20 protein-coding genes and 1 tRNA gene are annotated in these 24,017 nt (G+C 35.2%); 15 read left to right on the top strand and 6 right to left on the bottom strand.

Going from position 1 to position 24,017, the window contains the following annotated elements; genetic code table 11:
* The first annotated feature begins 3 nt into the window (after positions 1–3).
* On the top strand, positions 4–963 hold the full coding sequence (locus ABZP37_RS02120) for a DUF3078 domain-containing protein (RefSeq protein ID WP_366185213.1): 960 nt from the start codon (positions 4–6) through the stop codon (positions 961–963).
* Positions 964–1,122: 159 nt separating this feature from the next.
* Here the strand turns inward: ABZP37_RS02120 and ABZP37_RS02115 are convergent, their stop codons facing one another.
* Positions 1,123–2,469, bottom strand: coding sequence for a deoxyguanosinetriphosphate triphosphohydrolase (locus ABZP37_RS02115; RefSeq protein WP_366185211.1), 1,347 nt, complete (start codon positions 2,467–2,469; stop codon positions 1,123–1,125).
* A gap of 134 nt (positions 2,470–2,603) precedes the next feature.
* Here ABZP37_RS02115 and ABZP37_RS02110 point away from each other — a divergent pair, with 134 nt between their 5' ends.
* The 4 genes from ABZP37_RS02110 (at position 2,604) to ABZP37_RS02095 (ending at position 7,566) form a co-directional block, all read left to right on the top strand.
* Positions 2,604–3,431 (top strand): helix-turn-helix domain-containing protein, encoded by an 828-nt coding sequence (locus tag ABZP37_RS02110; protein WP_366185209.1) that lies wholly within the window; start codon positions 2,604–2,606, stop codon positions 3,429–3,431.
* 204 nt (positions 3,432–3,635) lie between these two features.
* Positions 3,636–5,456 carry a glycoside hydrolase family 13 protein gene (locus ABZP37_RS02105; protein WP_366185207.1) on the top strand — a complete coding sequence of 607 codons (1,821 nt, stop codon included), beginning with the start codon at positions 3,636–3,638 and terminating at the stop codon, positions 5,454–5,456.
* Positions 5,457–5,673: 217 nt separating this feature from the next.
* Entirely contained in the window at positions 5,674–6,354 is a 681-nt protein-coding gene (locus tag ABZP37_RS02100; protein ID WP_366185205.1) for a glycerophosphodiester phosphodiesterase family protein, read from the top strand.
* 3 nt (positions 6,355–6,357) lie between these two features.
* Positions 6,358–7,566 (top strand): NAD(P)/FAD-dependent oxidoreductase, encoded by a 1,209-nt coding sequence (locus ABZP37_RS02095; RefSeq protein WP_366185203.1) that lies wholly within the window; start codon positions 6,358–6,360, stop codon positions 7,564–7,566.
* 7 nt (positions 7,567–7,573) lie between these two features.
* Here the strand turns inward: ABZP37_RS02095 and ABZP37_RS02090 are convergent, their stop codons facing one another.
* Complete coding sequence (locus tag ABZP37_RS02090; protein ID WP_366185202.1) at positions 7,574–8,479, bottom strand: hypothetical protein; 906 nt, start codon at positions 8,477–8,479, stop codon at positions 7,574–7,576.
* Between the two features lie 206 nt (positions 8,480–8,685).
* Between ABZP37_RS02090 and ABZP37_RS02085 the strand changes: the two genes are divergently transcribed.
* Positions 8,686–9,945 (top strand): outer membrane protein assembly factor, encoded by a 1,260-nt coding sequence (locus tag ABZP37_RS02085; protein WP_366185200.1) that lies wholly within the window; start codon positions 8,686–8,688, stop codon positions 9,943–9,945.
* A 251-nt stretch (positions 9,946–10,196) separates the two neighbouring features.
* Here the strand turns inward: ABZP37_RS02085 and ABZP37_RS02080 are convergent, their stop codons facing one another.
* Complete coding sequence (locus ABZP37_RS02080; protein WP_366185199.1) at positions 10,197–10,673, bottom strand: TspO/MBR family protein; 477 nt, start codon at positions 10,671–10,673, stop codon at positions 10,197–10,199.
* A gap of 112 nt (positions 10,674–10,785) precedes the next feature.
* Between ABZP37_RS02080 and ABZP37_RS02075 the strand changes: the two genes are divergently transcribed.
* The 7 genes from ABZP37_RS02075 to ABZP37_RS02045 all read left to right on the top strand — a co-directional run bounded on the left by ABZP37_RS02075 (position 10,786) and on the right by ABZP37_RS02045 (position 17,804).
* Positions 10,786–11,889 carry a diphosphomevalonate decarboxylase gene (locus ABZP37_RS02075; RefSeq protein ID WP_366185198.1) on the top strand — a complete coding sequence of 368 codons (1,104 nt, stop codon included), beginning with the start codon at positions 10,786–10,788 and terminating at the stop codon, positions 11,887–11,889.
* A 32-nt stretch (positions 11,890–11,921) separates the two neighbouring features.
* Positions 11,922–12,143, top strand: a complete 222-nt coding sequence (locus tag ABZP37_RS02070; RefSeq protein WP_366185197.1) for a hypothetical protein — start codon at positions 11,922–11,924, stop codon at positions 12,141–12,143.
* A 115-nt stretch (positions 12,144–12,258) separates the two neighbouring features.
* Complete coding sequence (locus tag ABZP37_RS02065) at positions 12,259–12,546, top strand: type II toxin-antitoxin system RelE/ParE family toxin (RefSeq protein WP_366187461.1); 288 nt, start codon at positions 12,259–12,261, stop codon at positions 12,544–12,546.
* 33 nt (positions 12,547–12,579) lie between these two features.
* A complete protein-coding gene (locus tag ABZP37_RS02060; RefSeq protein WP_366185195.1) occupies positions 12,580–13,518 on the top strand; it encodes a mevalonate kinase in 939 nt (312 codons plus the stop codon).
* Between the two features lie 76 nt (positions 13,519–13,594).
* Positions 13,595–14,551, top strand: a complete 957-nt coding sequence (locus ABZP37_RS02055) for a geranylgeranylglycerol-phosphate geranylgeranyltransferase (RefSeq protein ID WP_366185193.1) — start codon at positions 13,595–13,597, stop codon at positions 14,549–14,551.
* Between the two features lie 137 nt (positions 14,552–14,688).
* Positions 14,689–15,468 (top strand): formate dehydrogenase accessory sulfurtransferase FdhD, encoded by a 780-nt coding sequence (fdhD, locus tag ABZP37_RS02050; protein ID WP_366185191.1) that lies wholly within the window; start codon positions 14,689–14,691, stop codon positions 15,466–15,468.
* A gap of 44 nt (positions 15,469–15,512) precedes the next feature.
* On the top strand, positions 15,513–17,804 hold the full coding sequence (locus tag ABZP37_RS02045; RefSeq protein WP_366185190.1) for an FdhF/YdeP family oxidoreductase: 2,292 nt from the start codon (positions 15,513–15,515) through the stop codon (positions 17,802–17,804).
* Positions 17,805–18,071: 267 nt separating this feature from the next.
* Here the strand turns inward: ABZP37_RS02045 and ABZP37_RS02040 are convergent, their stop codons facing one another.
* Complete coding sequence (locus ABZP37_RS02040; protein ID WP_366185188.1) at positions 18,072–19,733, bottom strand: LamG-like jellyroll fold domain-containing protein; 1,662 nt, start codon at positions 19,731–19,733, stop codon at positions 18,072–18,074.
* 326 nt (positions 19,734–20,059) lie between these two features.
* Here ABZP37_RS02040 and ABZP37_RS02035 point away from each other — a divergent pair, with 326 nt between their 5' ends.
* Positions 20,060–20,968: a pseudouridine synthase gene (locus ABZP37_RS02035; protein ID WP_366185186.1), complete on the top strand. Its 909-nt coding sequence runs from the start codon at positions 20,060–20,062 to the stop codon at positions 20,966–20,968.
* Between the two features lie 326 nt (positions 20,969–21,294).
* Complete coding sequence (locus ABZP37_RS02030; RefSeq protein WP_366185185.1) at positions 21,295–23,202, top strand: T9SS type A sorting domain-containing protein; 1,908 nt, start codon at positions 21,295–21,297, stop codon at positions 23,200–23,202.
* A gap of 389 nt (positions 23,203–23,591) precedes the next feature.
* Here ABZP37_RS02030 and ABZP37_RS02025 read toward each other — a convergent pair whose 3' ends face one another.
* Both ABZP37_RS02025 and ABZP37_RS02020 read right to left on the bottom strand, forming a co-directional pair.
* Positions 23,592–23,831 carry a GIY-YIG nuclease family protein gene (locus tag ABZP37_RS02025; RefSeq protein ID WP_366185184.1) on the bottom strand — a complete coding sequence of 80 codons (240 nt, stop codon included), beginning with the start codon at positions 23,829–23,831 and terminating at the stop codon, positions 23,592–23,594.
* Between the two features lie 91 nt (positions 23,832–23,922).
* Positions 23,923–23,995: transfer RNA gene (locus ABZP37_RS02020), tRNA-Phe, on the bottom strand.
* Between the last annotated feature and the right edge of the window lie 22 nt (positions 23,996–24,017).

Below are 24,017 nucleotides of genomic sequence, written 5' to 3'. Positions count from 1 at the left end.
TTAATGAAATTATTCCATTTTACCTTTCTATGTTTAATTATAAGCACTGCTAGTTTTTCACAGAAAATCATCACTACTTTACAGCCACCTCCAGGAGTTAATGACAGTATTTCTCATTGGGAAAACAAAAATAAAATAGGGTTCGCTATTTCAGAAATTTTATTTGTCAATTGGAACGCAGGTGGGGTCAGTTCTATTTCGGGATTAATGAAAACACAGTTCAATAGGAATTATTCCAATGAAAATACCCGATGGGCAAATGAGCTTATTATGCGCTATGGGTTGAACAAACAAGACGGAATTGAGCTTCGTAAAACAGAAGATGCTTTTCAGTTTAGTTCTACTTTTGGCTATCGTGAAAACGAAAAGTCCAATTGGTATCACAGTGCAAAATTTAATTTGAATACACAATTTACCGAGGGTTATAAATATCCTAATAAAGAAATTGCTGTTTCGGGGCCTTTTGCTCCTGCCTATTCTTTTTTAGGTGTAGGTGCTGAATATGCTTCTGAGAAAAAAGACCGTTTGTTTTACTTTTCACCTTTTACTTCCAAGCTTACTTATGTTGGCAATCAACGATTGGCTGATAATGGTGCTTTTGGTGTGCCAAAAGCGACTTATGATGCAGATGGGAATGTAGTAAGTCATGGAAAAAAGTTGAAATCAGAGTTAGGGACTTTGATTACGGCCTATTATAAAAAACAAATTGCCAAAAACATCATGTTTGAAAACCGCTTGAGTTTGTATTCAGATTACATCAATAAGTATGGAAATGTAGATATTGACTACGATTTGGTTTTGGACTTAGTGGTAAATCAATATGTACGTACCAATATTGGAGTACATATTGTATATGATGATGATATCAAAGCCAAAGAAGATATCAACGGAAGTCAAGTTACGGTTGGTCCAAAAATGCAATTGAAACAAGTTTTGGGAGTAGGGATGACGTATACTTTTTAGAGGATTTTTTTATAACCCAAAAACGTCCTTAGTGAGCCCCGATCGCAGCAAAGTATCCTTTTTTCTTGTGGTGACGAAGGGAACCACAAGAAAAAAGATACTGCGCAGAGCGGGACAACTCTTGAATTGAAACGCTATTTTTCTGCTCCTAAAAATGAATTAAATTCCTTTTTTACCGTTGATGGTGTTGAATAATTCTAGTGCATTACCGTCGGTTAGCATCGAAATATAATGGCAAATGTGTAAGAGACGTTCGTAGAGATTGTCTTTGTCTAGATGGTGTTTTTCGGGTAGTAATTTCAGGAGCAAAGCATCATAATTGGATGCGTTTCCATTGAAATGGTTGTTGAATGCAGTGATGAATTTATCCAATAAAGTCTGGATAATTTGATATCCTACGATTTCTTTTTCGATTACTTCGCGGCTTTGGTAAATCTTGTCGATACTCAAATTGATGATGTCTTTCATCTGGGCTTTGTACTTGCTTTTATCCATGATAGAATAGGGGAATTGCCCAGCAAGAATTGCTTCTTCGTTTTCGATAAAAACTTTCACAGCGTCATTAATCAAACTACCAATGGCCAAAGCGCGCAAATAACTGATGCGGTCTTCTTTGGTCTCCAGTGTCTTATATTTTGAGCTGTCAATACTGTCTTTGACCAATTTGATAAGGTATTCTAAGGCGAAATCTTCTGAAACAAGACCTAAATTAATTCCGTCTTCAAAGTCAATTATGGTGTAGCAAATATCATCTGCGGCTTCTACCAAGTAGGCGAGCGGATGTCTTTCAAATCCCAAATCATCACCAGATTTATTGGGAATCATACCCAAATCGGTCGCTACTTCATTGAAGAAAGCTTTGTCGGTTTGAAAGAAACCATATTTTTTGTCGGCGATATTCTGAGTTGGTTTTTTTGGTAAACTTTCTTTTGGGTATTTGGTAAAAGCACCAAGAGTAGCAAACGAAATACGAAGACCGCCTTCAATACCAGGACGGCTGGCCGTAAGTACCGAAAATCCATTGGCATTCCCTTCAAAATCAATTAAATCTTGCCATTGTTTTGGATTCAATTGTTCTTTATATTGTTGACCATTTCCAATAGAAAAATATTCTCCAATAGCTTTTTCTCCCGAATGTCCAAAAGGAGGATTCCCAATGTCATGCGCCAACGAAGCCGCAGCGACAATAGCACCAAAATCATTCATGTGATACCCGTGAACTTCTTTGAGATGCGGGTGTTTTTCAATTACTTTTTTACCAACCAATCGCCCCAAAGAACGTCCCACAACTGAAACTTCCAAACTATGGGTCAACCTTGTGTGCACAAAATCAGTTTTAGAAAGCGGAATCACCTGGGTTTTATCCTGTAAACTACGGAAAGCCGCCGAGAAAATGATACGGTCATAATCGACTTCAAATCCCAATCTAGTGTCGTCTTGTTCTATGCGCAGTCGTTTTCCTTTGTCGCCCTGACGTCTCAATGATAAAAGTTGTTCCCAGTTCATGGTTGTATTGATAAATTTGGTTTGTTTTCAAAGATACTTAAAAGCGGTTAATACCAATAATTTTGTAAGGATTTCTAAAAGCGACGTCTATTTGGAAAATTTGAACTAAATTGGATTCATAAATTCTCAAAAAAATGCTTTACACAGGTCAGCTTAATGAATTTGTACGATTAGCCGAAATTGACGCCGCCAATTGCGAATTGCTCAAAGAAAAAGTCAGCGAAAGTTTGAGCGTGATTTGGTGTCAAGAGGATATGAAAGTAAACGTTGATGGCAGCGATTATGTTTTTGCAAAAGACACAGTTTTGTTCCTGACGGAGTATCATAAGGTCGATATTATTTCGGTTACTAAGGCACGTTTGGTACGCTTTAATCGTGCTTTTTACTGTATATCCCATAATGACGGTGAGGTAGGTTGTAAAGGGATTTTATTTTTTGGTGCTTCGCAATTTCCAAAAATAGTAATACCCGAAATTGATATGGAAAAATTTGAAGTCCTTTGGAAAATGTTTACCATCGAAATGGAATCCAAGGACAATTTGCAAAATGATATGCTGCAAATGATGCTCAAACGTTTACTGATTTTGAGCACAAGAATTTATAAGGAACAAACCGAGCTTACAACTTTCGATAAAAACCAATTGGATATCGTTAGAGAATATAATTACTTGGTCGAAAGCCATTTCAAAACCAAGCATCAAGTAGCAGACTACGCCGAGATGCTGCATAAAAGCCCCAAAACGCTTTCGAATCTATTTAAGAAATACAATGAAAAGTCACCGTTGCAAATTATTCAGGCCCGAATTGTGCTTGAAGCGCGTCGACTTTTACATTATTCAGACCTAAGTATCAAGGAAATCGCTTATGAGATAGGTTATGAGGATATTCAGGCTTTTAGTAAGTTTTTTAAAAAGACTGAAGGAGTTTCGCCCTCCGATTTCAAGAAGTCGTTGCTCACTTAAAAATGTACTTATTTTGGGCTCCCGATAGCTATCGGGACTATCCTTCGCGCAACACACATACACACACGCGATTTGGTGAGAAATTAACAATTGAATTAGCAATAGAGATTTTTCACTTAGTAAGAAAAATATTCTTTAGCAGTTCTACTTCTTTTTTAATATTGTATTTTTGATTTTGTATCCCAATCAACAGCAGTCATAACCATGAAGTCAAAAAAGCAATTACCCATCCAAAGAATTGAGCCACCGTTTTGGTATGCTGGTATGTATAACAAAGAATTGCAAATTCTATTTTACGGAGAAAATATTGCTCAGAATTTTGTAGAAACGACAGAAAAGGGAATCATTACAAAAGTTACTAAGACAGAAAACCCCAATTATTTGTTTGTCACTATTAATGTGAAATGGGATCATGCCAAAGAAATCGTTTTTGTCTTTAAACGAAATAACAAAACAGTTTTTACTCAAAAATACAGGATCAAACAACGAAGAGAAAATTCGGCTAATCGAAAAGGTTTTGATTCTTCGGATGTTATTTATTTAGTAATGCCCGATCGTTTTGCCAACGGAAATGGAGTAAATGACAACGATAAAACCACCACTGAAAAATACAATCGAGAATTACCAGGAGGCCGTCATGGTGGTGACATCAACGGAATTATTCAGCATCTGGATTACATAGAGTCCATTGGGGTAACTACTTTATGGAACACACCAGTTTGCGAAGATGACGAAGAAGAGTTTTCGTATCATACTTATGCCCAATCAGACGTGTATAAGGTCGACCCTCGTTTTGGAACCAATAAAGAGTATGTACGTTTGGCATCCGAATTGCACAAACGAGGCATGAAATTAATTCATGATTATGTGACCAATCACTGGGGGTTGCAACACTGGATGGTGCAAGATGCTCCAACCAAAAACTGGATTAACACTTTCGAAACCTATACACAAACAAATCACAAACGAACTACGGTTATTGATGTTAATGCCGCCAAAATTGACCGTCAGCAATGTATTGAAGGCTGGTTTGTTCCTACAATGCCCGATTTGAATATTACCAATCCATTGGTGTTGAGTTATCTATGTCAAAATGCCATTTGGTGGATTGAATATGCAGATTTAGATGGGTTAAGGGTCGATACTTTTAATTATGCCGAGCCACTACAAATGGCACAATGGACAAAATCAATAATGGATGAATACCCGAACCTTAATATAGTAGGTGAAATTACACAACGCAATCATGGGATTCTCGCCTATTGGCAAAAGGACAGTAAGACAGGAGAAATTCATAATTTCAACTCCAATTTGCCCTCTGTTATGGACTTCTCGCTTTGTGATATTTTGCAAATGGTTTTCAATGAAGATGACGGTAGTTGGGATAGAGGAGTGACGCGGATTTATGATTCTTTGACGTTTGATTTTTTGTATCCTAATGCAAACAATCTCATGATTTTTGCAGAAAATCACGATTCTAAAAGATTAAATTATTGCTACGACCAAGATTTACAAAAGTACAAAATGGCGATGGTCATTTTAGCCACCGTGCGTGGAATTCCACAATTGTACTACGGATCAGAAATTGGCATGGCAGGTGATCAATACTTAGGCGATGCCGATATTCGTCAAGATTTTCCTGGCGGTTGGAAAGAAGATGTTAATAATGCATTTACAGACGAAGGCCGTGATGAAAGCCAAAAAGCCTATTTTGATTTCACTTCCAAATTGTTCCAATGGCGCAAAACCAAATCCGTTATTCATTACGGTAAAACGACTCATTATATTCCAGAAGATAATATTTATGTCTACTTTAGGTACAATGAAAATGAATCTATAATGATTGTTATTAACAACAATACAGAGCCAAGAACTTTTCCAACCGCTCGTTTTAATGAAAATTTAGAATTGTACAAAACAGGTTCATGTGTTTTTACAGATCAATCAATCGAACTGAAAGATGATTTGTCGGTTGATGGAAAATCGTTTTTGATTTTGGAGTTAAAGGATGGTATTTTAAAATAAAACAGGCGAAACAATTACACCAATTTGGATTTTGTGTAATTACCATAATCACCAAGTTACTGAAAAATTAGTGTAATTAATTTTTTAAAGTCTCAGTAATTTGTGCAAATTCGTGAAATTCGTGTCCAAAATTAACTGGTGCGTTTGCCTTGAGTGTGTCTCTGCGAAATAGAAATTCTCAATATAGTTTCCTTACCTTTGTCGCAAAACCAACCTTATGTTAAAAATAGGTCACAGAGGAGCTCGTGGATACGAACCCGAAAATACGTTGCTGAGTTTTCAAAAAGCCCTCGATTTGGGTGTTGATGGCATCGAACTCGATGTGCATTTATCAGCGGACGGAGTTTTGGTAGTGATTCATGACGAAACCGTGGATAGAACTACAGATGGTAAAGGTTTGGTTGCCGATTTGACTCTAGAACAATTACAACATTTTCGAACTAATAAAAACCAAATTATTCCAAATTTAAAAGAAGTTTTGGATTTAGTTAATAGACGGTGTTTTGTTAATATCGAACTCAAAGGAAAAGGCACTACAAAACCTGCAGTCGAAATGATTCAGGATTATATTACAAATAAAAACTGGAGTTATTCTGATTTTATCGTTTCTAGTTTTGGATGGGAAATGCTATCGGAAACGGCAGAATTAAATCCGAAAATTCCTATCGCTGTTTTGACCGAAACCACTATTGAGGATGCTTTGGCTTTCGCCAAAAAGATAAAAGCTAAGGCAATAAATCCTGATTTTCAATTACTGAAAACGGATACAACCAGTAAATTGCAAAAAGCAGGTTTTCAAGTTTTTCCTTGGACAGTAAATGAAGTTGAAGACATAAAAACAATACAAAATTACGGTGTGGACGGAATCATTTCTGATTTCCCAGACCGAATACAATAAACTATGAACCAGAATTTTGACATTATAATAGTAGGTGGTGGAGCAGCGGGTTTTTTTACCGCTATTAATATCGCCGAGAAAAATAAAAAATTGAAAATCGCCATTTTAGAACGAGGTAAGGAAGTCTTGTCCAAAGTGCGTGTTTCGGGTGGTGGTCGTTGTAATGTTACTCACGCTTGTTTTGAACCCAATGAATTAGTTAAGTTTTACCCTCGTGGTGAAAAAGAATTGCGTGGTCCGTTCCATCAGTTTTGTTCTGGAGATACTATTGAATGGTTTGAAAAACACGGAGTGGAATTGAAAATTGAAGATGATGGCAGAATGTTTCCCGTTTCCAATTCGTCTCAAACCATTATTGATTGTTTCCTGCAAGCCACTCAAAAACTTGGAATTAGTGTGCTTACCGGTCAAAGTGTACAATCCATTTATAAAAAAGAAGGCTTTTGGCAAATAGAAACCCAAAGCGAAAAATATTTAACAGAAAAACTAATCTTAGCAACGGGTAGTAACCCCAAAGTCTGGGAAATGCTCCAGAATTTTGGTCACGTCATTGTTGCGCCAGTTCCGTCGTTATTTACCTTTAATATCAAAGATGCTCGCATCAAGGATTTACCGGGAGTTTCAGCTCTAGCTACGGTAACTGTCAAAGATACCAAATTGACTTCTACAGGTCCATTATTGATTACACATTGGGGAATGAGCGGACCAGCGATTTTGAAGCTTTCTGCTTGGGGAGCTCGTATTTTGTATGATAAAAACTATCAGTTTACCATTTTTGTCAATTGGTTAAATGATTTGGATTCTGATGATGTCGAGAAAATACTAAAAGGCCTCAAGCTAGAAAACGCCAAGAAAATGGTATCCAAAAAGTCGCCTTTTGAACTCACCAATCGTTTGTGGGAAAGCTTGGTGCTGGCTTCTGGAATTCAGCCCGAAACCAAATGGGCTGATTTGTCCAAAATTCAAATGCAACAACTCATCAGTCAATTGACCAAAGGAACTTTCCAAGTAAACGGAAAAAGCACCTTCAAAGAAGAATTTGTTACAGCAGGCGGAATCAATCTCAAAGAAATCAACTTCAAAACGATGGAAAGTAAATTACACTCCAATCTCTATTTTGCTGGTGAAATCGTGAATATTGATGCGATTACTGGTGGTTTTAATTTTCAAAATGCTTGGACTAGTGGGTTTATTTTGGCTAACGGGATTTAGATTTACTTTAGAATATGGCTCTAAGTCCCAAGTTAAAGGATTGTCCTAATCCTGTATCATTGCCTCGTACAAATTTACTGTATAGTGTTTCGATATTTAAAGTAGAGGACAATTGGTACTTTGCACCAAGTCCAACGGCACTATAGTTTTGTGAAAATTCATTGGTAATTTCTATTAATTGAGCATGTTGTACAAAAACGAGTGTTGTGAATTTTGAACTTGGAAAGTAACTTAAAAACACACCAGGGGCTAGTTCGAAACTAGTGTTGGCAAAACCTCCTTTTGGATTTGTAGTGCCATTTGAGTTTGTTTTTTTCTCACCTAGAAACAAGCGTGTCCCTAACTCTGTGAATAATTGAAATTTTCCGCCAGGAAAACTATAGTCATAAAAAAACTGATTTTGTACTATATAACTCTTGTTGGCTAGATAGCCATTACTGTTGCTTTCTTCTGCTAACAGTGGAATGAAGATAGCGCTTTGGATAGAAAAGCGTGGCAAGGAACTAAAAGGAGCTAATTTGATTGCAGGTGCAATATGTGATAATCCAGTTCTAGCGGTTCCAGTTTCATTGTTAAATGAAAAGACACTTGTGGTGTTTTGATCATTAAAACTATTAGATCTAAATTCGAGGATAATCCCTGCGTTAAGTTTTTTGTTATTCGAAACTCCTGTGAATACAGCCAATGAACTTGTGAAAAAATTAGAACGAGCTACATCTACTGTTTCTCCTTGGTCCTCCGCTTTGGTTTGGGTGTAAAGATTGTTGAACCATTTAATATCCCATTTCCCTTTTTCAAGTAGTTTGGAAGGAGTGTATTTTTGAATGTTGGAAGTTTCTACTACTGTTTCTTCTTGCGCGAAGGTAGCTGTACAAACAAATAGGCATAATAAATAAAGTACTGTTTTTGTCATGATTAACTAAGTTTAGTTTTAGAAGTAGTCGAAAAATACTGGATTACTGACAGTAATTTAATAAAAAAAGTAAGTACGAAAAAATTTTGACTGAATAAAATAAAAAATTGGTTTGTTGATTATCATCTATAATCAGTGTTGATTTGGTTATTAATAGGAGTCAGATTTTTTATATCTTTTTTATTTTGATGATATTTGTAAAAAAAATGATGCTCAAAAGCTACTATCTTATTTTATTATTGACTGTTACTGTTTTTTCTCAAAATAGGATGGTTACCTCTGTTAATTGGCAAGGGAATAAGAGAATGAATTTGAAATTCTTAGCTGCTTTTATAGAGACTAAGGTAGGTTTACCTTTGGATAGTTTGAAAGTCGAAAATGATGTTGCTGCGCTCACAAGGTTAAACGGAATTTCTAATGTCACCTTTGCAATTAGCCCAATCGACCAAGAGGAATGTGCCGTTACTTTTAAGGTTATAGAAAATTATAGTATTCTTCCCAATGTAGAACTGTGGACCACTGATGCTGCGGCTGCGGCTTATCGTTTAGGGCTTTACGATTATAATTTTTTAGGTAAAAACAATTCTATTGGTGGTTTCTATCAATATAATGGTGTTTCTTCTTATGGGATTAGTTTTTCGGCTCCTTTTTTGTTTAGCTCGAATTTGGGGATTGAGACTAATTTTCGTAAAATATCGAGTATAGAACCAATTTTTATTAATAAAATACCTTCTCAGTATCAGTATTCAAATAAAGGGATTGATTTTTCAGTAGTGTACCGACTGAATTTTAGAAATTCTTTTAAGCTTGGATTCACAGTATTTAATGAGAAGTATGAGTATATAAGTGGAGAACAATCACCAGAGGTTCCGCAGTTTTTTGAGATTGATAAAGCTTCGGTCAAATCAACCTATGACTTTAATAATTTGAAATATGATTTTTACTTGGTGAAAGGGTTCAAAAATCAGCTTTTTAGTCAAGTTGTAATCAATGACAATAAGCTCCAAGACAAGTTCGTGGTTTTTAGAAATGACCTCTTATTTTTCAGTCGAATAGGCAAAAATGGTAACTGGGGAACTCGACTACAGCTTGGTTTGTCTACCAATAGTAATAGTCCATTTGCTCCATTTGCTTTGGATAATAATATGAATATAAGAGGAGTGGGGAATATTGTAGATCGAGGGACAGGCGTGATCGTAATCAACACAGAGTATCGTAAAACACTATACGAAAAAAAATGGTTTGTCTTGCAAGGAAATGCTTTTATAGATAGCGGTACTTGGCGAAATCCAGGAGGGAGTTTTACCGACTTTATTACTAACGAAAACATCAAAGTGTATCCAGGAGTTGGTTTACGGATAATTCATAAAGCTATTTTTAATGCAGTTTTTAGGATTGATTACGGTTATGGAATTACCAAAAATGCTAATAATGGAATTGTTTTTGGTGTTGGTCAATATTTTTAAAGGCCGCTTGAACTGTAATGCATGTGATAAAACTGCAAAATATGTTCTAGCGTTACTGTGTCAAAAAAAACATACAACTTACCCTTTTGTGTCTTTTACTAATTAGAAATATATAAGCCAAAATCAAAATCTTTATTTTGCAAGAGGAGTACTAGATTATGAGTCATCTTCAAATACTGTTTACTTTTAGCTTGATAGTTGGAATGGTTGTGTTTTATTTAGTCTAGTTTTACCGTAGTTCGAGTAAATAATTATCTATTCAGCCACCAAATACTACCGTTTAGTACCATAGCGAAACTCACCCAAGTCAAATACGGTAAGAATAAGTAACCAGCAATTTTATTGATTTTGGCAAATTGCATATAGGTTTCATAAATGAATAACCACAAGATGATAATTTCAACTCCTGCCAATAACGGATTGTGAAGCCCGAAGAACAAATACGACCAAAGTGCATTTAATCCTAATTGGATGGCGAAAACCACTAATGCTTTTTTAACTATTTCTTGTTCAAACTCAATTCGATCCCAGACCAATCCAGCTGCAATACCCATCATAACGTACAGCATACTCCAAACTGGAGCAAATATCCAATTGGGAGGATTGAAGCTTGGTTTAATCAATGTTGGGTACCAAGTAGTAATGGCAGATTGGGTTACAATTCCAGAAAAATATCCTACTGCCAAACAAGTAACAACGATGCAAAGGATTTTAGTGATTTTATTCATGTGATTTTATTTTTCGAAAGCCAAATTTACTCAAATTTATTGTACTAGAAAATCTATCCTTGTAATATAGAGATGCCTCAAAAAAAGTATCTTTGCCAAAAAATTGACTTCCATGTTTTTAGATACTGATTTTATTCCGTCGAAATATACACAAACTGTTGAAAATGGAAATTTCCTGTGGACAGCTCCAAGCAATATTGCCTTAGTGAAATATTGGGGTAAAAAAGAAAACCAGATTCCAGCCAATCCTTCAGTAAGTTTTACATTGAATAATTGTAAAACGATTACCAAACTGGCTTTCGAAAAGAAAAACATTTCGACTCAGCTCAATGAGACAGGGAGTGAATTCTCGTTCGATTTACTTTTCGAAGGAAAACCTAAAGAAGATTTTAAACCAAAAATCAATAAATTCTTCGAGAGAATTGCTGTTTATTTGCCGTTTTTAAAGGATTACCATTTTACCATTGATACAGAGAATACTTTTCCGCACAGTTCTGGAATTGCTTCTTCGGCTTCGGGTATGGCAGCTTTGGCGATGAATTTAATGAGTTTGGAAAAAGCGTTGAATCCATCTATGACGGATGATTATTTTTATCAAAAAGCATCCTTATTGGCTCGTTTGGGCTCGGGTAGTGCTTGTAGAAGTGTGAAAGGTCAAGTAGTAGTTTGGGGAAGTCAAGCCAATATAAAAGGAAGCTCCGATTTATACGGAGTCGAATATCCGTATGTGATTCATGATACTTTCAAAGATTTTCAGGACACGATTTTATTAGTAGATAAAGGCGAAAAACAAGTTTCGAGCACTTTGGGTCATGACTTAATGCACGATCATCCCTATGCCGAAAGACGTTTTGCGCAAGCACATGAAAATTTAGATAAATTAATTTCTATTTTCGAAAATGGAGATTTAGAAGAATTCATCAAAGTAGTGGAGAGCGAAGCTTTGACTTTACATGCTATGATGATGACTTCCATGCCTTATTTTATATTGATGAAACCAAATACGTTGCAAATCATTAATGCCATTTGGAAATTTAGAGAAGCGACTAAAATACCCGTTTGTTTCACGCTGGATGCAGGGGCAAATGTCCATGTTTTGTATCCAAATGTTGTGAAAGAGAATGTGTTGCAATTTATTAAGGACGAATTAGTTGGCTATTGTCAAAATGCACAGTACCTTTGCGACCAAATTGGAAATGGAGCAATCCAAGTATAATTTTTGTATCTTTATCAATAAAGCTTTGTGTTATGGATATTCAATTAGAAAAATTAGAAATAATTAAGCAGTTATTGGAGACCAATGATGAAACAATTATTGAATCTATCAAGAAAGTCTTTAAAAGAGAAAAGAAAGACTTTTGGGAGGAATTAAATGAAAATCAAAAAGAAGAGATTCAATTTTCTTTACAAGAGGCAGAGGAAGGTAAGTATTCTGATTTTAATGAATTCATTACGCCTTTTATTAAGTAAATGAGAAAAGTTGTAATTACTGATTGGCTAAAAAAGTAAATTAAATGGGAGGAATTATTTTATATTTAATAGTATTTGGAATATACGCTTATGCTTGCTTTAATAAGGGGATAAAATAGATGTATATAGAGCAAAAAGAAATATTGCAGCGACTTTGGAATATATTGAAGGGATTTGGAACAAGAATATTCGGGTGAAGTTCGCAACAAAATTAAATGAAACAATCAAATTGATTGCTGTTAATCCGGATTTGTTTCCTGTTTCAGCATTTAATAAAAAAATAAGGAGATGTGTTTTGTCGAAACAAAGTACTTTGTTTTATAATTTTTCGAACGATAAAATTATAATATTAGCTCTTTTTAACACCAGACAAGACCCAAATAAAATTAATAAAATAAAATAATTACCAACCCCAGATTGTTAATTTAAGACATATATGAAAGGACCTTTATTTTACTCAAAAATATTACTCTTTGGAGAATACGGAATCATTCGCGACTCAAAAGGGCTTTCAATTCCTTATAACTTTTACAATGGTGCTTTGAAGAGAGATGAAAATCCCTCTGCAGAAGCTATTGCTTCAAATCAGAGTTTGTTGCGTTTTGCAACTTATCTAGAAAAATTAAATGTAGAGCAACCTGAATTGGTGACTTTCGACTTGGAAACTTTGCAAAATGATGTAGCTACAGGAATGTATTTCGATTCTAGTATTCCGCAAGGATATGGAGTAGGAAGTAGTGGAGCTTTGGTAGCCGCTATTTATGATAAATATGCGCAAGATAAAATCACGGTTTTAGAAAACTTGACCCGTGAAAAATTATTGCAATTAAAAAATATATTCTCTCAAATGGAAAGCTTTTTCCATGGTAAGAGTTCTGGATTGGATCCTTTAAATAGTTATTTGAGTATTCCAATTCTTATTAATTCCAAAGACAATATCGAAGCAACCGGAATTCCTACTCAAAGTTTTGATGGGAAAGGGGCTGTGTTTTTGTTAGATTCAGGTATTGTGGGTGAAACGGCTCCTATGGTCAATATTTTTATGGAAAACCTAAAAGACAAAGGATTTCGTGCGATGTTGAAAAACCAGTTTGTCAAACACACTGATGCTTGTGTAGAAAATTTCCTTGGTGGCGATATGAAATCTTTGTTTGCCAACACCAAAAAACTTTCAAAAGTAGTATTGAATCATTTCAAACCAATGATTCCAGAGCAATTTCATGCCCTTTGGCAACAAGGAATTGATACCAATGATTATTACTTGAAATTGTGTGGTTCTGGAGGAGGTGGTTATATTCTTGGTTTTACTGAGGATTTAGAACGCGCCAAAGCTTCCTTGAAAGACTACAAACTAGAAGTAGTTTATCAGTTTTAAGATTGTATTTTAAATAAATTTATGTAATTCCGTTTTTTGTATTGTTCTGAATACAAATGATATGCCTGTTTAAAAAATGCTAAGTAGAAAACAAAGGCTTTTATTGAAGAAAATCGTGAGTTTGTTCTCTGTAGTCAGGGGATATAACATCCCGATTATCATTTTAGCACAATACCTTTCGGCAATTTTTATTTTGGCTCCTGAGAAACGAGCCTTAGATATCTTGTTTGATATTAATTTGTTTCTACTTGTTTTTGCTTCTGCCATTACGATTGCATCAGGATACATCATTAATAATTTTTACGATAGTCAGAAAGATTTGATCAATCGCCCTCATAAATCAATGTTAGATCGTTTGGTGAGTCAAGCTACTAAATTGAAAGTGTATTTTGTACTCAATTTTCTTGCCGCTGCCATGGCTTTAATGGTATCGTGGAAAGTTTTTTTGTTTTTTTCGACTTATATCTTTTTGATTTGGTTTTATTCGCATAAAATAAAAAAATACGCCGTTCTTGGAAATCTTACCGCTACTTTAATGGCTGTAATTCCTTTTTTTGCTATTACATTACATTTTTACTATAGCTTGACTTTTGAAGAACTTATAAGTTATAAATCTCATTTTGCTGTAATTTTTGCCCATGCTGCTTTTTTATCATTGTTGCTGTTAATTCGGGAAATGATCAAAGATTTGGAAAATATAAAAGGAGATTTAGTCAATGATTATAGAACGATCCCTGTTCGTTTTGGAGAGTCTGTTTCAAAACAAATTATTACGATTTTAACCATTTTGACGGTGCTACCTGTTTACCTTTTGATTGATGTTTACGATGTAGGATATATGGATATTTACTTTTATTTATCCTTTTTGGTGTTGCTGTTTTTCTTGGTTTATTTATGGAAATCCAGTACCAAAGAGCAGTATGTAAAACTGCATAATGTATTGAAGTTCTTGATTGTTTCAGGTGTTTTTTGCATAGTATTGATAGATCCTTCAGTTTTGTATAATGGTAAAAGATGGATTTTATCTAATTAATTCTTCTTCAAAAAAGGTAGTTTCTTCTATTATACAGCTGTAAAACTAGACTTGACATAATCGGTTATTGTTTTAACTTTATAAGTGAATGCATTGATTGTCATTTTCTGTACTTTTACAATATGATAAGGAATGAAATGCAAACCCTCACTTATGAAGGGATTAAAAAAAGTGCCGATTCGACCGAATTGATTACTGATTTTTTAGTGGTAGAAGCGCCTTTGGAAATTAGTATAAACCAAAGTCCGTTTACCGTTGTCATGCGCACGCCAGGGAGTGATTTTGAATTGATTCGAGGTTTGCTTTATGTCGAAGACATCTACAGAACAACCGATGAACTAGTAATGGAAGTTGTCTCTGAAACTCCAAACGGATTCACTAAAATAGAAGTTTCCATTCCCGAAAATCAGCTAGGGAAAGGCTATCTTAACAAACGGTCTTTGTTATCTGTTTCATCTTGTGGAATTTGCGGCAAACAACAACTAGAAGATTTTGATAGTCCAAAAACCAAACTCACAAAACAACCAGCACTCCATTTAGACAAATTACCCGAAATGTTTGCATTGATGACTGCCAACCAAAAAACATTTAGTTTGACTGGTGGTTCTCATGCAGCCACGGTATTCGATGCTAATTATCAAATGATGACTCTCAAAGAAGATATTGGGCGTCACAACGCAGTAGATAAATGCGTAGGAGCTTTGATTCGATCCCAACAATTAAAAAATGGAGCTTTCCTCTTAGTAAGTGGTAGGGTTTCTTATGAAATTATAACAAAGGCTTTTTTTGCCAAAATTGGAACAATTGTCGCGGTTTCTGCCTGTTCATCACTAGCAGTAGATTATGCAAAGGAATTCGGGATTTGCTTAATTGGGTTCTCTAGAGAAAACAAAGCAACCATATATTCTAACCCATAGCGATAGTCCGAATCAATTTTAAAATACAATTAAAACATCTGATGATGAAAAAAACAATCGCACAACCACCAGAAAATCTCACCGGAATTAAAGAAACTGAAATCCCACATTCTGCTGTGGGTTTTAAAGCTGTGTTATCTGCATTGACACACATTAAGGATGAGGTTGGGATCATGAAAGGAATTGGTTTGCTGGCAAAACTAAACCAAAAAGACGGTTTTGACTGTCCCGGTTGTGCATGGCCGGATCCTGATGAAAAACGGGCTTTTCTAGCTGAATATTGTGAAAATGGAGCAAAGGCAGTGGCCGAAGAAGCAACCAAAAACCGTGTATCTCCAGTGTTTTTTTCGGTTCATAGTATTGATGAATTGGGTAAATTATCGGATTATGAATTGGGTAAAAAAGGACGTGTGACCAATCCAATGTATCTGCGAGAAGGCGCTACGCATTATGAAGAAATTAGTTGGAATGATGCTTTTAATCTAATTGGAAAAACGCTCAAGGGTTTGCGTTCACCTGACGAAGCTGTCTTTTACACTTCTGGAAGAACTAGTAATGAGGCTGCCTATTTGTACCAATTGTTTGTACGCCAATATGGGACGAATAACTTACCGGATTGTTCTAATATGTGCCACGAATCCAGTGGTTCAGCTTTAGGTGAAACCTTGGGAATCGGAAAAGGTTCTGTGACTTTGGATGATTTTAAACATGCTGATCTGGTGATTGTCATGGGGCAAAATCCAGGAACCAATCATCCGAGAATGTTAACTGCTTTAGGCGAAACCAAACAGCATGGCGGAAAAATAATAAGTGTGAATCCGTTGCCAGAAGTTGGATTGAAAAACTTCATCGATCCACAAAATCCCCTGAAATGGTTAGGAAGCGGTATGGATTTATCTGATTTGTTTTTACAAGTACAAATCAACGGAGACGTTGCACTATTGAAAGCGATTTTGTTATTGCTTCTCGAAAAAGAAAAAGCCAATCCAGGGACAGTATTCGATCAAGAATTTATTGCAAAACAAACTCTGGGATACGAAGCTTTGATAGCCGATTTAGAAAAATATAAACTAGCAGAGCTGATAGCTCAAACTGGATTAACCCAAAAAGAAGTTATTGAAGCTGCCGAAATGGTTGCCGATAACAAAAAAATCATAGTCTGTTGGGCGATGGGATTGACACAGCATAAAAACGGAGTCGATAACATTCGCGAAGTAGTGAATTTATTGCTACTCAAAGGTAGTATTGGTAAACAAGGCGCTGGAACTTGTCCTGTACGTGGGCACTCCAATGTACAGGGTGATCGTACGATGGGTATTTATGAAAAACCGTCCGAACAATTTTTAGATGCTTTGGATGCTCATTTTGATTTTAAATCTCCTCGAGAGCACGGTCACGATGTTATTGATGCCATTCAAGCCATGCACGAAAAAAAGGCTAAATTCTTTCTAGGTATGGGTGGAAATTTCATCTCAGCCACTCCAGATACCGAGATTACTGCCGAAGCTTTGCGTAATTGTGATTTGACTGTGCATATTTCGACAAAAATCAACCGTTCGCATTTAATTCATGGGAAAGAGGCTTTGATTTTGCCTTGCCTTGGACGTACAGAGAAAGATTTACAGTCCAGTGGCGAACAATTTGTTTCGGTTGAAAACTCGATGGGAGTTGTTTCTAAATCGGTTGGACACTTAGATCCTTTATCAGAATTTTTGAAAAGCGAAACAGCTATCGTAGCTGGAATCGCAACCGCTACTTTATCCAATTCCAAGGTGAATTGGGAAGCTATGGCAGGCAATTACGATTTGATTCGCGACGCGATTGAAGCGACGATTCCTGGCTTTGATGATTTTAACGAGCGCGTTCGTATTCCAGGCGGATTTTATTTGCCAAACAATGCTCGGGAAAATGATTTTAGTGTTACTTACACAGGAAAAGCCAATTTTACGATAAATGAACCTTCCGATATTGTACTAGAAAAAGAACAATATTTGATGATGACCATACGCACGCACGACCAATACAATACCACTATTTATGGATTAGACGATCGGTATCGTGGGATTTTAAATGAACGTCGAGTGGTATTTATGAACCAACAAGATGTATCCGAAGCTGGCTTAGAGAAGGGTGATTTAGTCGATTTAGTAAGTCATTTTGAAGGACAAGAGCGTTTAGCCGAAAAATTCATGGTCATTCCCTATAGCATTCCAAGGAAATGTACGGCGACTTATTTTCCAGAAACCAACGTTCTGGTACCGTTGCACAGTAAAGCCCGAATCAGTAATACGCCAACGTCCAAAACCGTTATTATTACGATTCATAAAAGGGAGTAACGTTATTTTTATGCGCCTAATCCGGCTCCCGACGCTTCGGGACGCTATCGCCCTCTTTCAAAACGCTTTTTTTACTAGGTCACAGCAGGAGTTTATCCCGAAACTTCGGGACAGTCGCTCTGCTGCACCCGTAAAAAAAGGCGTTTTTCAGTCGGGGCTGCCGCTGCAAATGAAATTCACTGAACTCCTATTAAAATAAAAGTAAAGTGAAGTAATCTGGGGTGGGATTTCGGATGGATAGAATGTATCAGCAATCCAATTTCCTATTTATTTCGGCGATTCGTATATGTAAAGATTTCTATAACTACCTATGAAATTATTTCTTATCATGAGTAATTTAGATTTGTAATATTGATTCGAAAACCTGAACTTCATCTCATAGGTTTTGATGTTGTTGAGATATATTTTAATCAAGCCATTATTAGATACTATTTTACAATTATTCCAGTCTTCTTTTAACGCAGTAGTATTGATAGGTGGAATGATTATAGTTTTGTTTTTAGTTTTAAAGACAAGATTATTGTTGTTAATAGATAAGCCAATTTCGGCATATTTAGTGTAAACGCCCAACTCTACAAGATCTAGTTCTCCTTTTTTATTAGTTGTAAAATCAAAGTTCATTTCAAATGAACTAGCATTAAAGCCTGTAATCATTTTTGTGAATGCAAATTCATTCTCAGAATTATTCTCTTTAATGCTTAATTCAAAAGGAGGGGTGAAGAGAGTCATTATTACTCCTTCGTTTTTGGTGTCTATTAATTTGTTGTGTTTTGTGGCTAACAAGATGGGTTTTTCAATGTTTTTTATCGGGACATTGTTTTCAATTGTTAAGTTCTTAAAAAGAGTTGGTGGCATTTCCTTTTTAGAAAACACCAAAATTTCTTTTTCGTATTCTAAAATATTTTTGTTGTAATATTCAAATGATGTATGTAAAACGATGGTGTTGTCAATCAGCATTTGCAATACATTGTTGTTGATTATAATTTCAACTTTGTATTCCTGATTTGGTTCTAATTTTAAACCACTCAAAAAATTGATTCTGTTATTGTTGATTGAAATAGATGCGGTGTCGTTTATAGTATGGAAATCAATAACTTTCCATTTACTACCTAGTACTAATTGTGTTTCATCATTGCTATGTGTATAGTCAAATTGAATTGTGAATGATTTCCAGTTTAAACTGTATAAATTGTACTTGTAGCTTCTTTGAAATGCATTTTCAGGTATATCAAGTATTAGATTTTCGTTACTGTATTTTGACGCGTATTTTTCATACATTTTTTTAGAAAATTCTAGGTCTCCTTTTTTGGTGTAAATTATATTTCTTAGTAGACCATCAAAAGCAATTCCGTTAGAACTGTTAATAGTGGAGAGGCATTTTTGGTTGTAGTTCTTTGTGTCAATATCGAAAAAGACCTGTAATTCCCCTATTTTGATATCGTTGAGGTATATTTCCGTTTTACTTCCATTTTTTATTATTTTGGCATGATACCATTTGTTAGATTCATATATTCCTTGTGTAAGATAAATTTGTTTTTGGTTATTTACTGTTATCTCTATTGTCCTATTTTCTTTAAGTAAAAAACCTAAAGATCTAGTAGAAGTCCCCATGATTAAAGGCCACTGTTCTCTTGTTTCGGAAGTATAAAAATCAAAATCTAAAGAAAAACTCTCCCAATCAAAGCGGTTGTAATTAGTCTGTTCGTATTTGTTTATGGCTTTTCCATTGTCGTAAACTCCATCTGCATAAACAAAATCGTAAGGGGAATTGTGTTCTGTAAACACAACTTCAGGATCACTTGGGTTTATTTTATATTCATGTATTTTGTCTGAAAATGATGTTGAGTTTGTTTTAGCGATGCCAATGGAATTGTTCGCTATTAAAAACACAAGAAGTATTAGGTTGATTCTTGAAAATACAGTTGTCATATTTAATATGTTTTTTATTCGATAACCAAAGTATGTAAAAAAAGGTATCAATTGAGTTGTAAATGCGAAAAAATTAGAAAAATTTTAGAATTTGTAAAAATGTACAGAACTCCTAGCCCTGACTGAAATGGAAAGCCTTGCAGTAACAAAAGCTTTTTGTGCTAAATGCTTGAAATGGAAGGCAGGAATAGCTCCTTAAAAATGATGTTGGTAGGAATTATTAGCTAACTCCTTCATTATTGCTCTTTAATAGTTGTGACTTAATGACTTGGAAGTAGCCATTTGCAAAAATATAAATACTATCTTTGCAAAAATTACAGTTTATTATGAATGACAAGCAAGGCAGTAATAGAGGAGGAGGTTCTAGACCAGGAGGTTCAAGAACAAATTCGAACAAGCCAAAACCCGCTATGCAAAAAAGGGCGCAAGGACCTAAAAAAGCTAAAGTAAATACCAAGGTAGCCGAGGTGGATCCAAATAAAGTGGAGAAAAAACCGAATCAAGCGCCAAAAAGACCTAAAGTTAAAGACGAAATCCGTTTGAATAAATACATCTCTAATTCGGGAGCGTGTTCTCGTCGTGATGCAGATATTTACATCCAGTCTGGGAATGTGAAAGTAAATGGAATTCCAGTTACCGAAATGGGGTACATGGTAAAACCAGGGGATACTGTGAATTTTGACGGAATGACTTTGACGCCAGAGAAAAAGGTATACATCTTGTTGAATAAGCCTAAAAACTTTACAACAGCATTTGACGAAGGGCAAGAATTTCGTAATGTATTAGAATTAGTAAAAGGTTCTACAACTGCAAAAATTGCATCAGTAGGACGTATGGACAAGAATACTACAGGATTATTGTTGTTTACCAATGATACTGATATGATTCGTAAATTTAGTTTACCGAGTCAAAAATCATCAAAAATCTACCAAGTATCCTTAGATAAAAACTTAAAATTTGAAGATTTAGAAAAAATAAATAAAGGATTGACTCTTGAAGGTCACCGTGTTTTTGTAGAGGATATTAGTTATATTGAAGGAGAAGCAAAAAGTGAAATCGGATTAAAACTACGTTCTTCTAATATCAAAGTAGTTCGTGCTATATTCGAAAACTTCAAATATGATGTGTTGCGTGTAGACCGTGTATCTTTTGCAGGTTTGACCAAGAAAAATTTACCAAGAGGAAACTGGAGGTTGTTGACAGATCAAGAAATTATTAACTTAAAGAACGTGTAGTTTTTTAGTTTTAAAATAAAATTAGAGAATCCCTTTTGTGAGAACAGAAGGGATTTTTTTTTGGACAGCATTTAAGTGTGCTTTGTTTTATTTTTTTGGCTGATTTGCTCATTTTTTTAATTTAACTCACTGTTTTGTTGGGATTTGCGGCTGTTTTTGGTGTTGAAAATAACTCATATGTTTTATCTTAAAACACTTATGTTGTACTTGTGTGTTGGTTTTTTACTGAATTTTGGTTGAAATAAATCGTTGTTTTTTTAAGCTTCTATTCTAGAAAGGAAGCGAGAATTGACGGAGAGTTATTAAACTTAAAATTTTAAAAAATTATGAAAAAAAATTACTTTTTTAATGCAACTAGAAACGGGTTTCTAGTTCTTATGGTTTTGGTTTGTGGGTCAGCATTTGCTCAAACGTACACTTGGAAAGCAACTGGTGGTGTAGATAATAATTGGGCAAATTCGGGAAACTGGACAAATGCAAATGCGGGAAAAACTGTTACAGCTAGTAGTGGTGTTACGGATATTGTTGTAAATAATACAAACCAAATTAAGATTGGAGATTTGGTTACTGGTACTACAGCTGGTCAAATTGCGGCAGGTACAGTAGTAAATGCAGTTAATGAAGCTACAAATACAGTTACACTTAGTCTAGCTACAACTGCAGCATTAACAGGAGCTACTAATAATGTTAGGTTTACAAGAGCAACTGTATCCTATCCTGGTGATGGTGGTAATCCAGATTCAGCTATAATTGCTGCTGGATCTGTTACTTTGGATGCTGATATTTCAATTTCACAATTAAGTTTGAATACAGCCGCTACTCCAGCTCAGGGAGTTTTGACAATTCCTTCTGGAAGAACATTGAATATAGCAAATAACTCTTCCGCATTATTTATAAGAGGTGGTAAATTAACCAATAATGGTACCTTGAATTTAGCACCACAGTCAAATAATGCAGCTATAAACTGTCAGCTTCCAGTTAATAATACCACTACTCCAGATTATGGATATGATGGAACTGGGATTTTAACAGCAACTACTTCTGGAACAGGAGGATTTGTAACTTTTAATAATCTTGGTGCTTCAAAATTACCTGTAATTAATTTAAATGCTACAACTACAACAATAACTATTTTAGGAAATGGAAATGTTTTCAATACATCTGGTAATACTGCAGCTGGTAATGGAAAAATAGGAGGTACTGGAGTTACTTTTACTGCTTCTTCAACTGGTAATAGACTTTTTAACATTAGTGCTGGTACAGGTGGGACATCTTCGATAGAAGTTCTTTCCGGTACTGTAATTACTATGAATTCTCTAACAGATGGTACTTCTCCTATCTCTGTAACTTCTGCTACTTCAGCTGCATCGTTGGTAAATAATGGGACAATTATCATGAACGGTGATTTAGGTGCTAGTGCTGGAGTAATTGGTTCTGTTAGCTCTGGAGGTTCTGCAGAGGTGACTAATAATGGAATTTTAAGATTCCCAGTTACAACATCAGCTAATGCTAGTCCTAACTCTAATGCAATTGGTAGTACTCTTTCTAAATTTGTAAATACTGGTACAATAGAAACAAATACTGGATCAGGTTTCTTAACAGATTTGTTAGCTGGTAGTAATACGTTTACATCTGGAACTTTATCTCCAGGTGGTAATGCAGGGAAATCAGTTATGAATATTTCAGGTGCTACTGTGGTCTTAGGTACTACTACATTAAGAATGAATGTGTCTGGAGGTGCAACTGCAGGTACAGATTATGACCAAATCAATGCCAGTACAACAGATGCTGGATTTAATATTTCTGGAGCTAAATTAGATTTTACTGGTATTTACACTCCAGGAGCAAGTACTTCAATTGATATTGTAAAAGCTAATGGTACTGGTACGATTACAGGTACTTTTACAGCTGTTCCAGCATTACCTACAAATTGGGCTTTGAATTATGCTACTTCAGGTGTGGTTAAGTTGGTATATACTGATCCATCACTAGGAGTTAAAAAACAAAACGCTTTCGATTTTGCAGTTTATCCTAACCCAGTAAGAGAAACGTTGAATATTCAAACGCAAGAGTCTTTGACAAAAGCGCAAATTATTGATGCTTCTGGTAAAGTAGTTTTGTCTCAAAACAATCCTTCAGATGCTATTAATGTAGCTTCATTGAGCAAAGGAATTTACATGTTACGATTGACTTCTGCAAAAGGAGTGTCTACTTCTAAAATATTGAAAAAATAATTTAAATTATTTTAAATCTTACTCTAGAGGCTGTCTGAAAAGATGGCCTTTTTTTGGTTCTTAATTGAAAAGGTTGAAATACTATAAAGAAATGCAAACGAAGTTCGTTAGCAACGCTTTGTTGCTGTCAAAAACGGTATTATAGTACACTGTCTTGAATTAATTAATAATTTGGTATAATTGTCCTTAGTGTGACAGTTATTAATGGAAGAAGACTATAAAATAAAAAACCCCTGATTATCTCGATAATCAGGGGTTTGCTTTTAGTTAAGGGGTGAGATTTATTCAATCCAATTAGGTCGTAAAACACAAAATCCACTAATTTCTTAGTGGATTTTGTGGTACCTCCAGTCCCGATGCTTCGGGAGAACCAGGTGTACATGGATTTTTTATTGGTTTTCTTTATTTAAAATAGCTGCTAATATATTGGGGTTAAGAATAATTTTTTCAATGAATTTTTTACTTTTCATTTTTTTAATGAATCTTTCTAAGAAGAGAGCCTCGTGTCTATTCGTACAATTAAATTCAAGAACTAAATTCCAGTCAGAAGCTATTTTTGTATAGGAGTTATCATAGCTGTGATGATTATGTTTTTCTATACGTTCGCTTAACATAGCGTGTTTCTTCATGTTTTTCCATAAGGATACTTTTTGTGTATCGCTATTTCAGGACGGGACATATTTACAAACAAAAAACCCACTAATTTCTTAGTGGGTTTTGTGGTACCTCCAGGGTTCGAACCAGGGACACATGGATTTTCAGTCCATTGCTCTACCAACTGAGCTAAGGTACCGTGCTTATTGCGAGTGCAAATA

Origin of the sequence: Flavobacterium ovatum, assembly GCF_040703125.1 — a bacterium.
GTDB classification, from domain to species: domain Bacteria; phylum Bacteroidota; class Bacteroidia; order Flavobacteriales; family Flavobacteriaceae; genus Flavobacterium; species Flavobacterium ovatum.
This window is presented reverse-complemented; position numbering and strand designations above follow the sequence as displayed.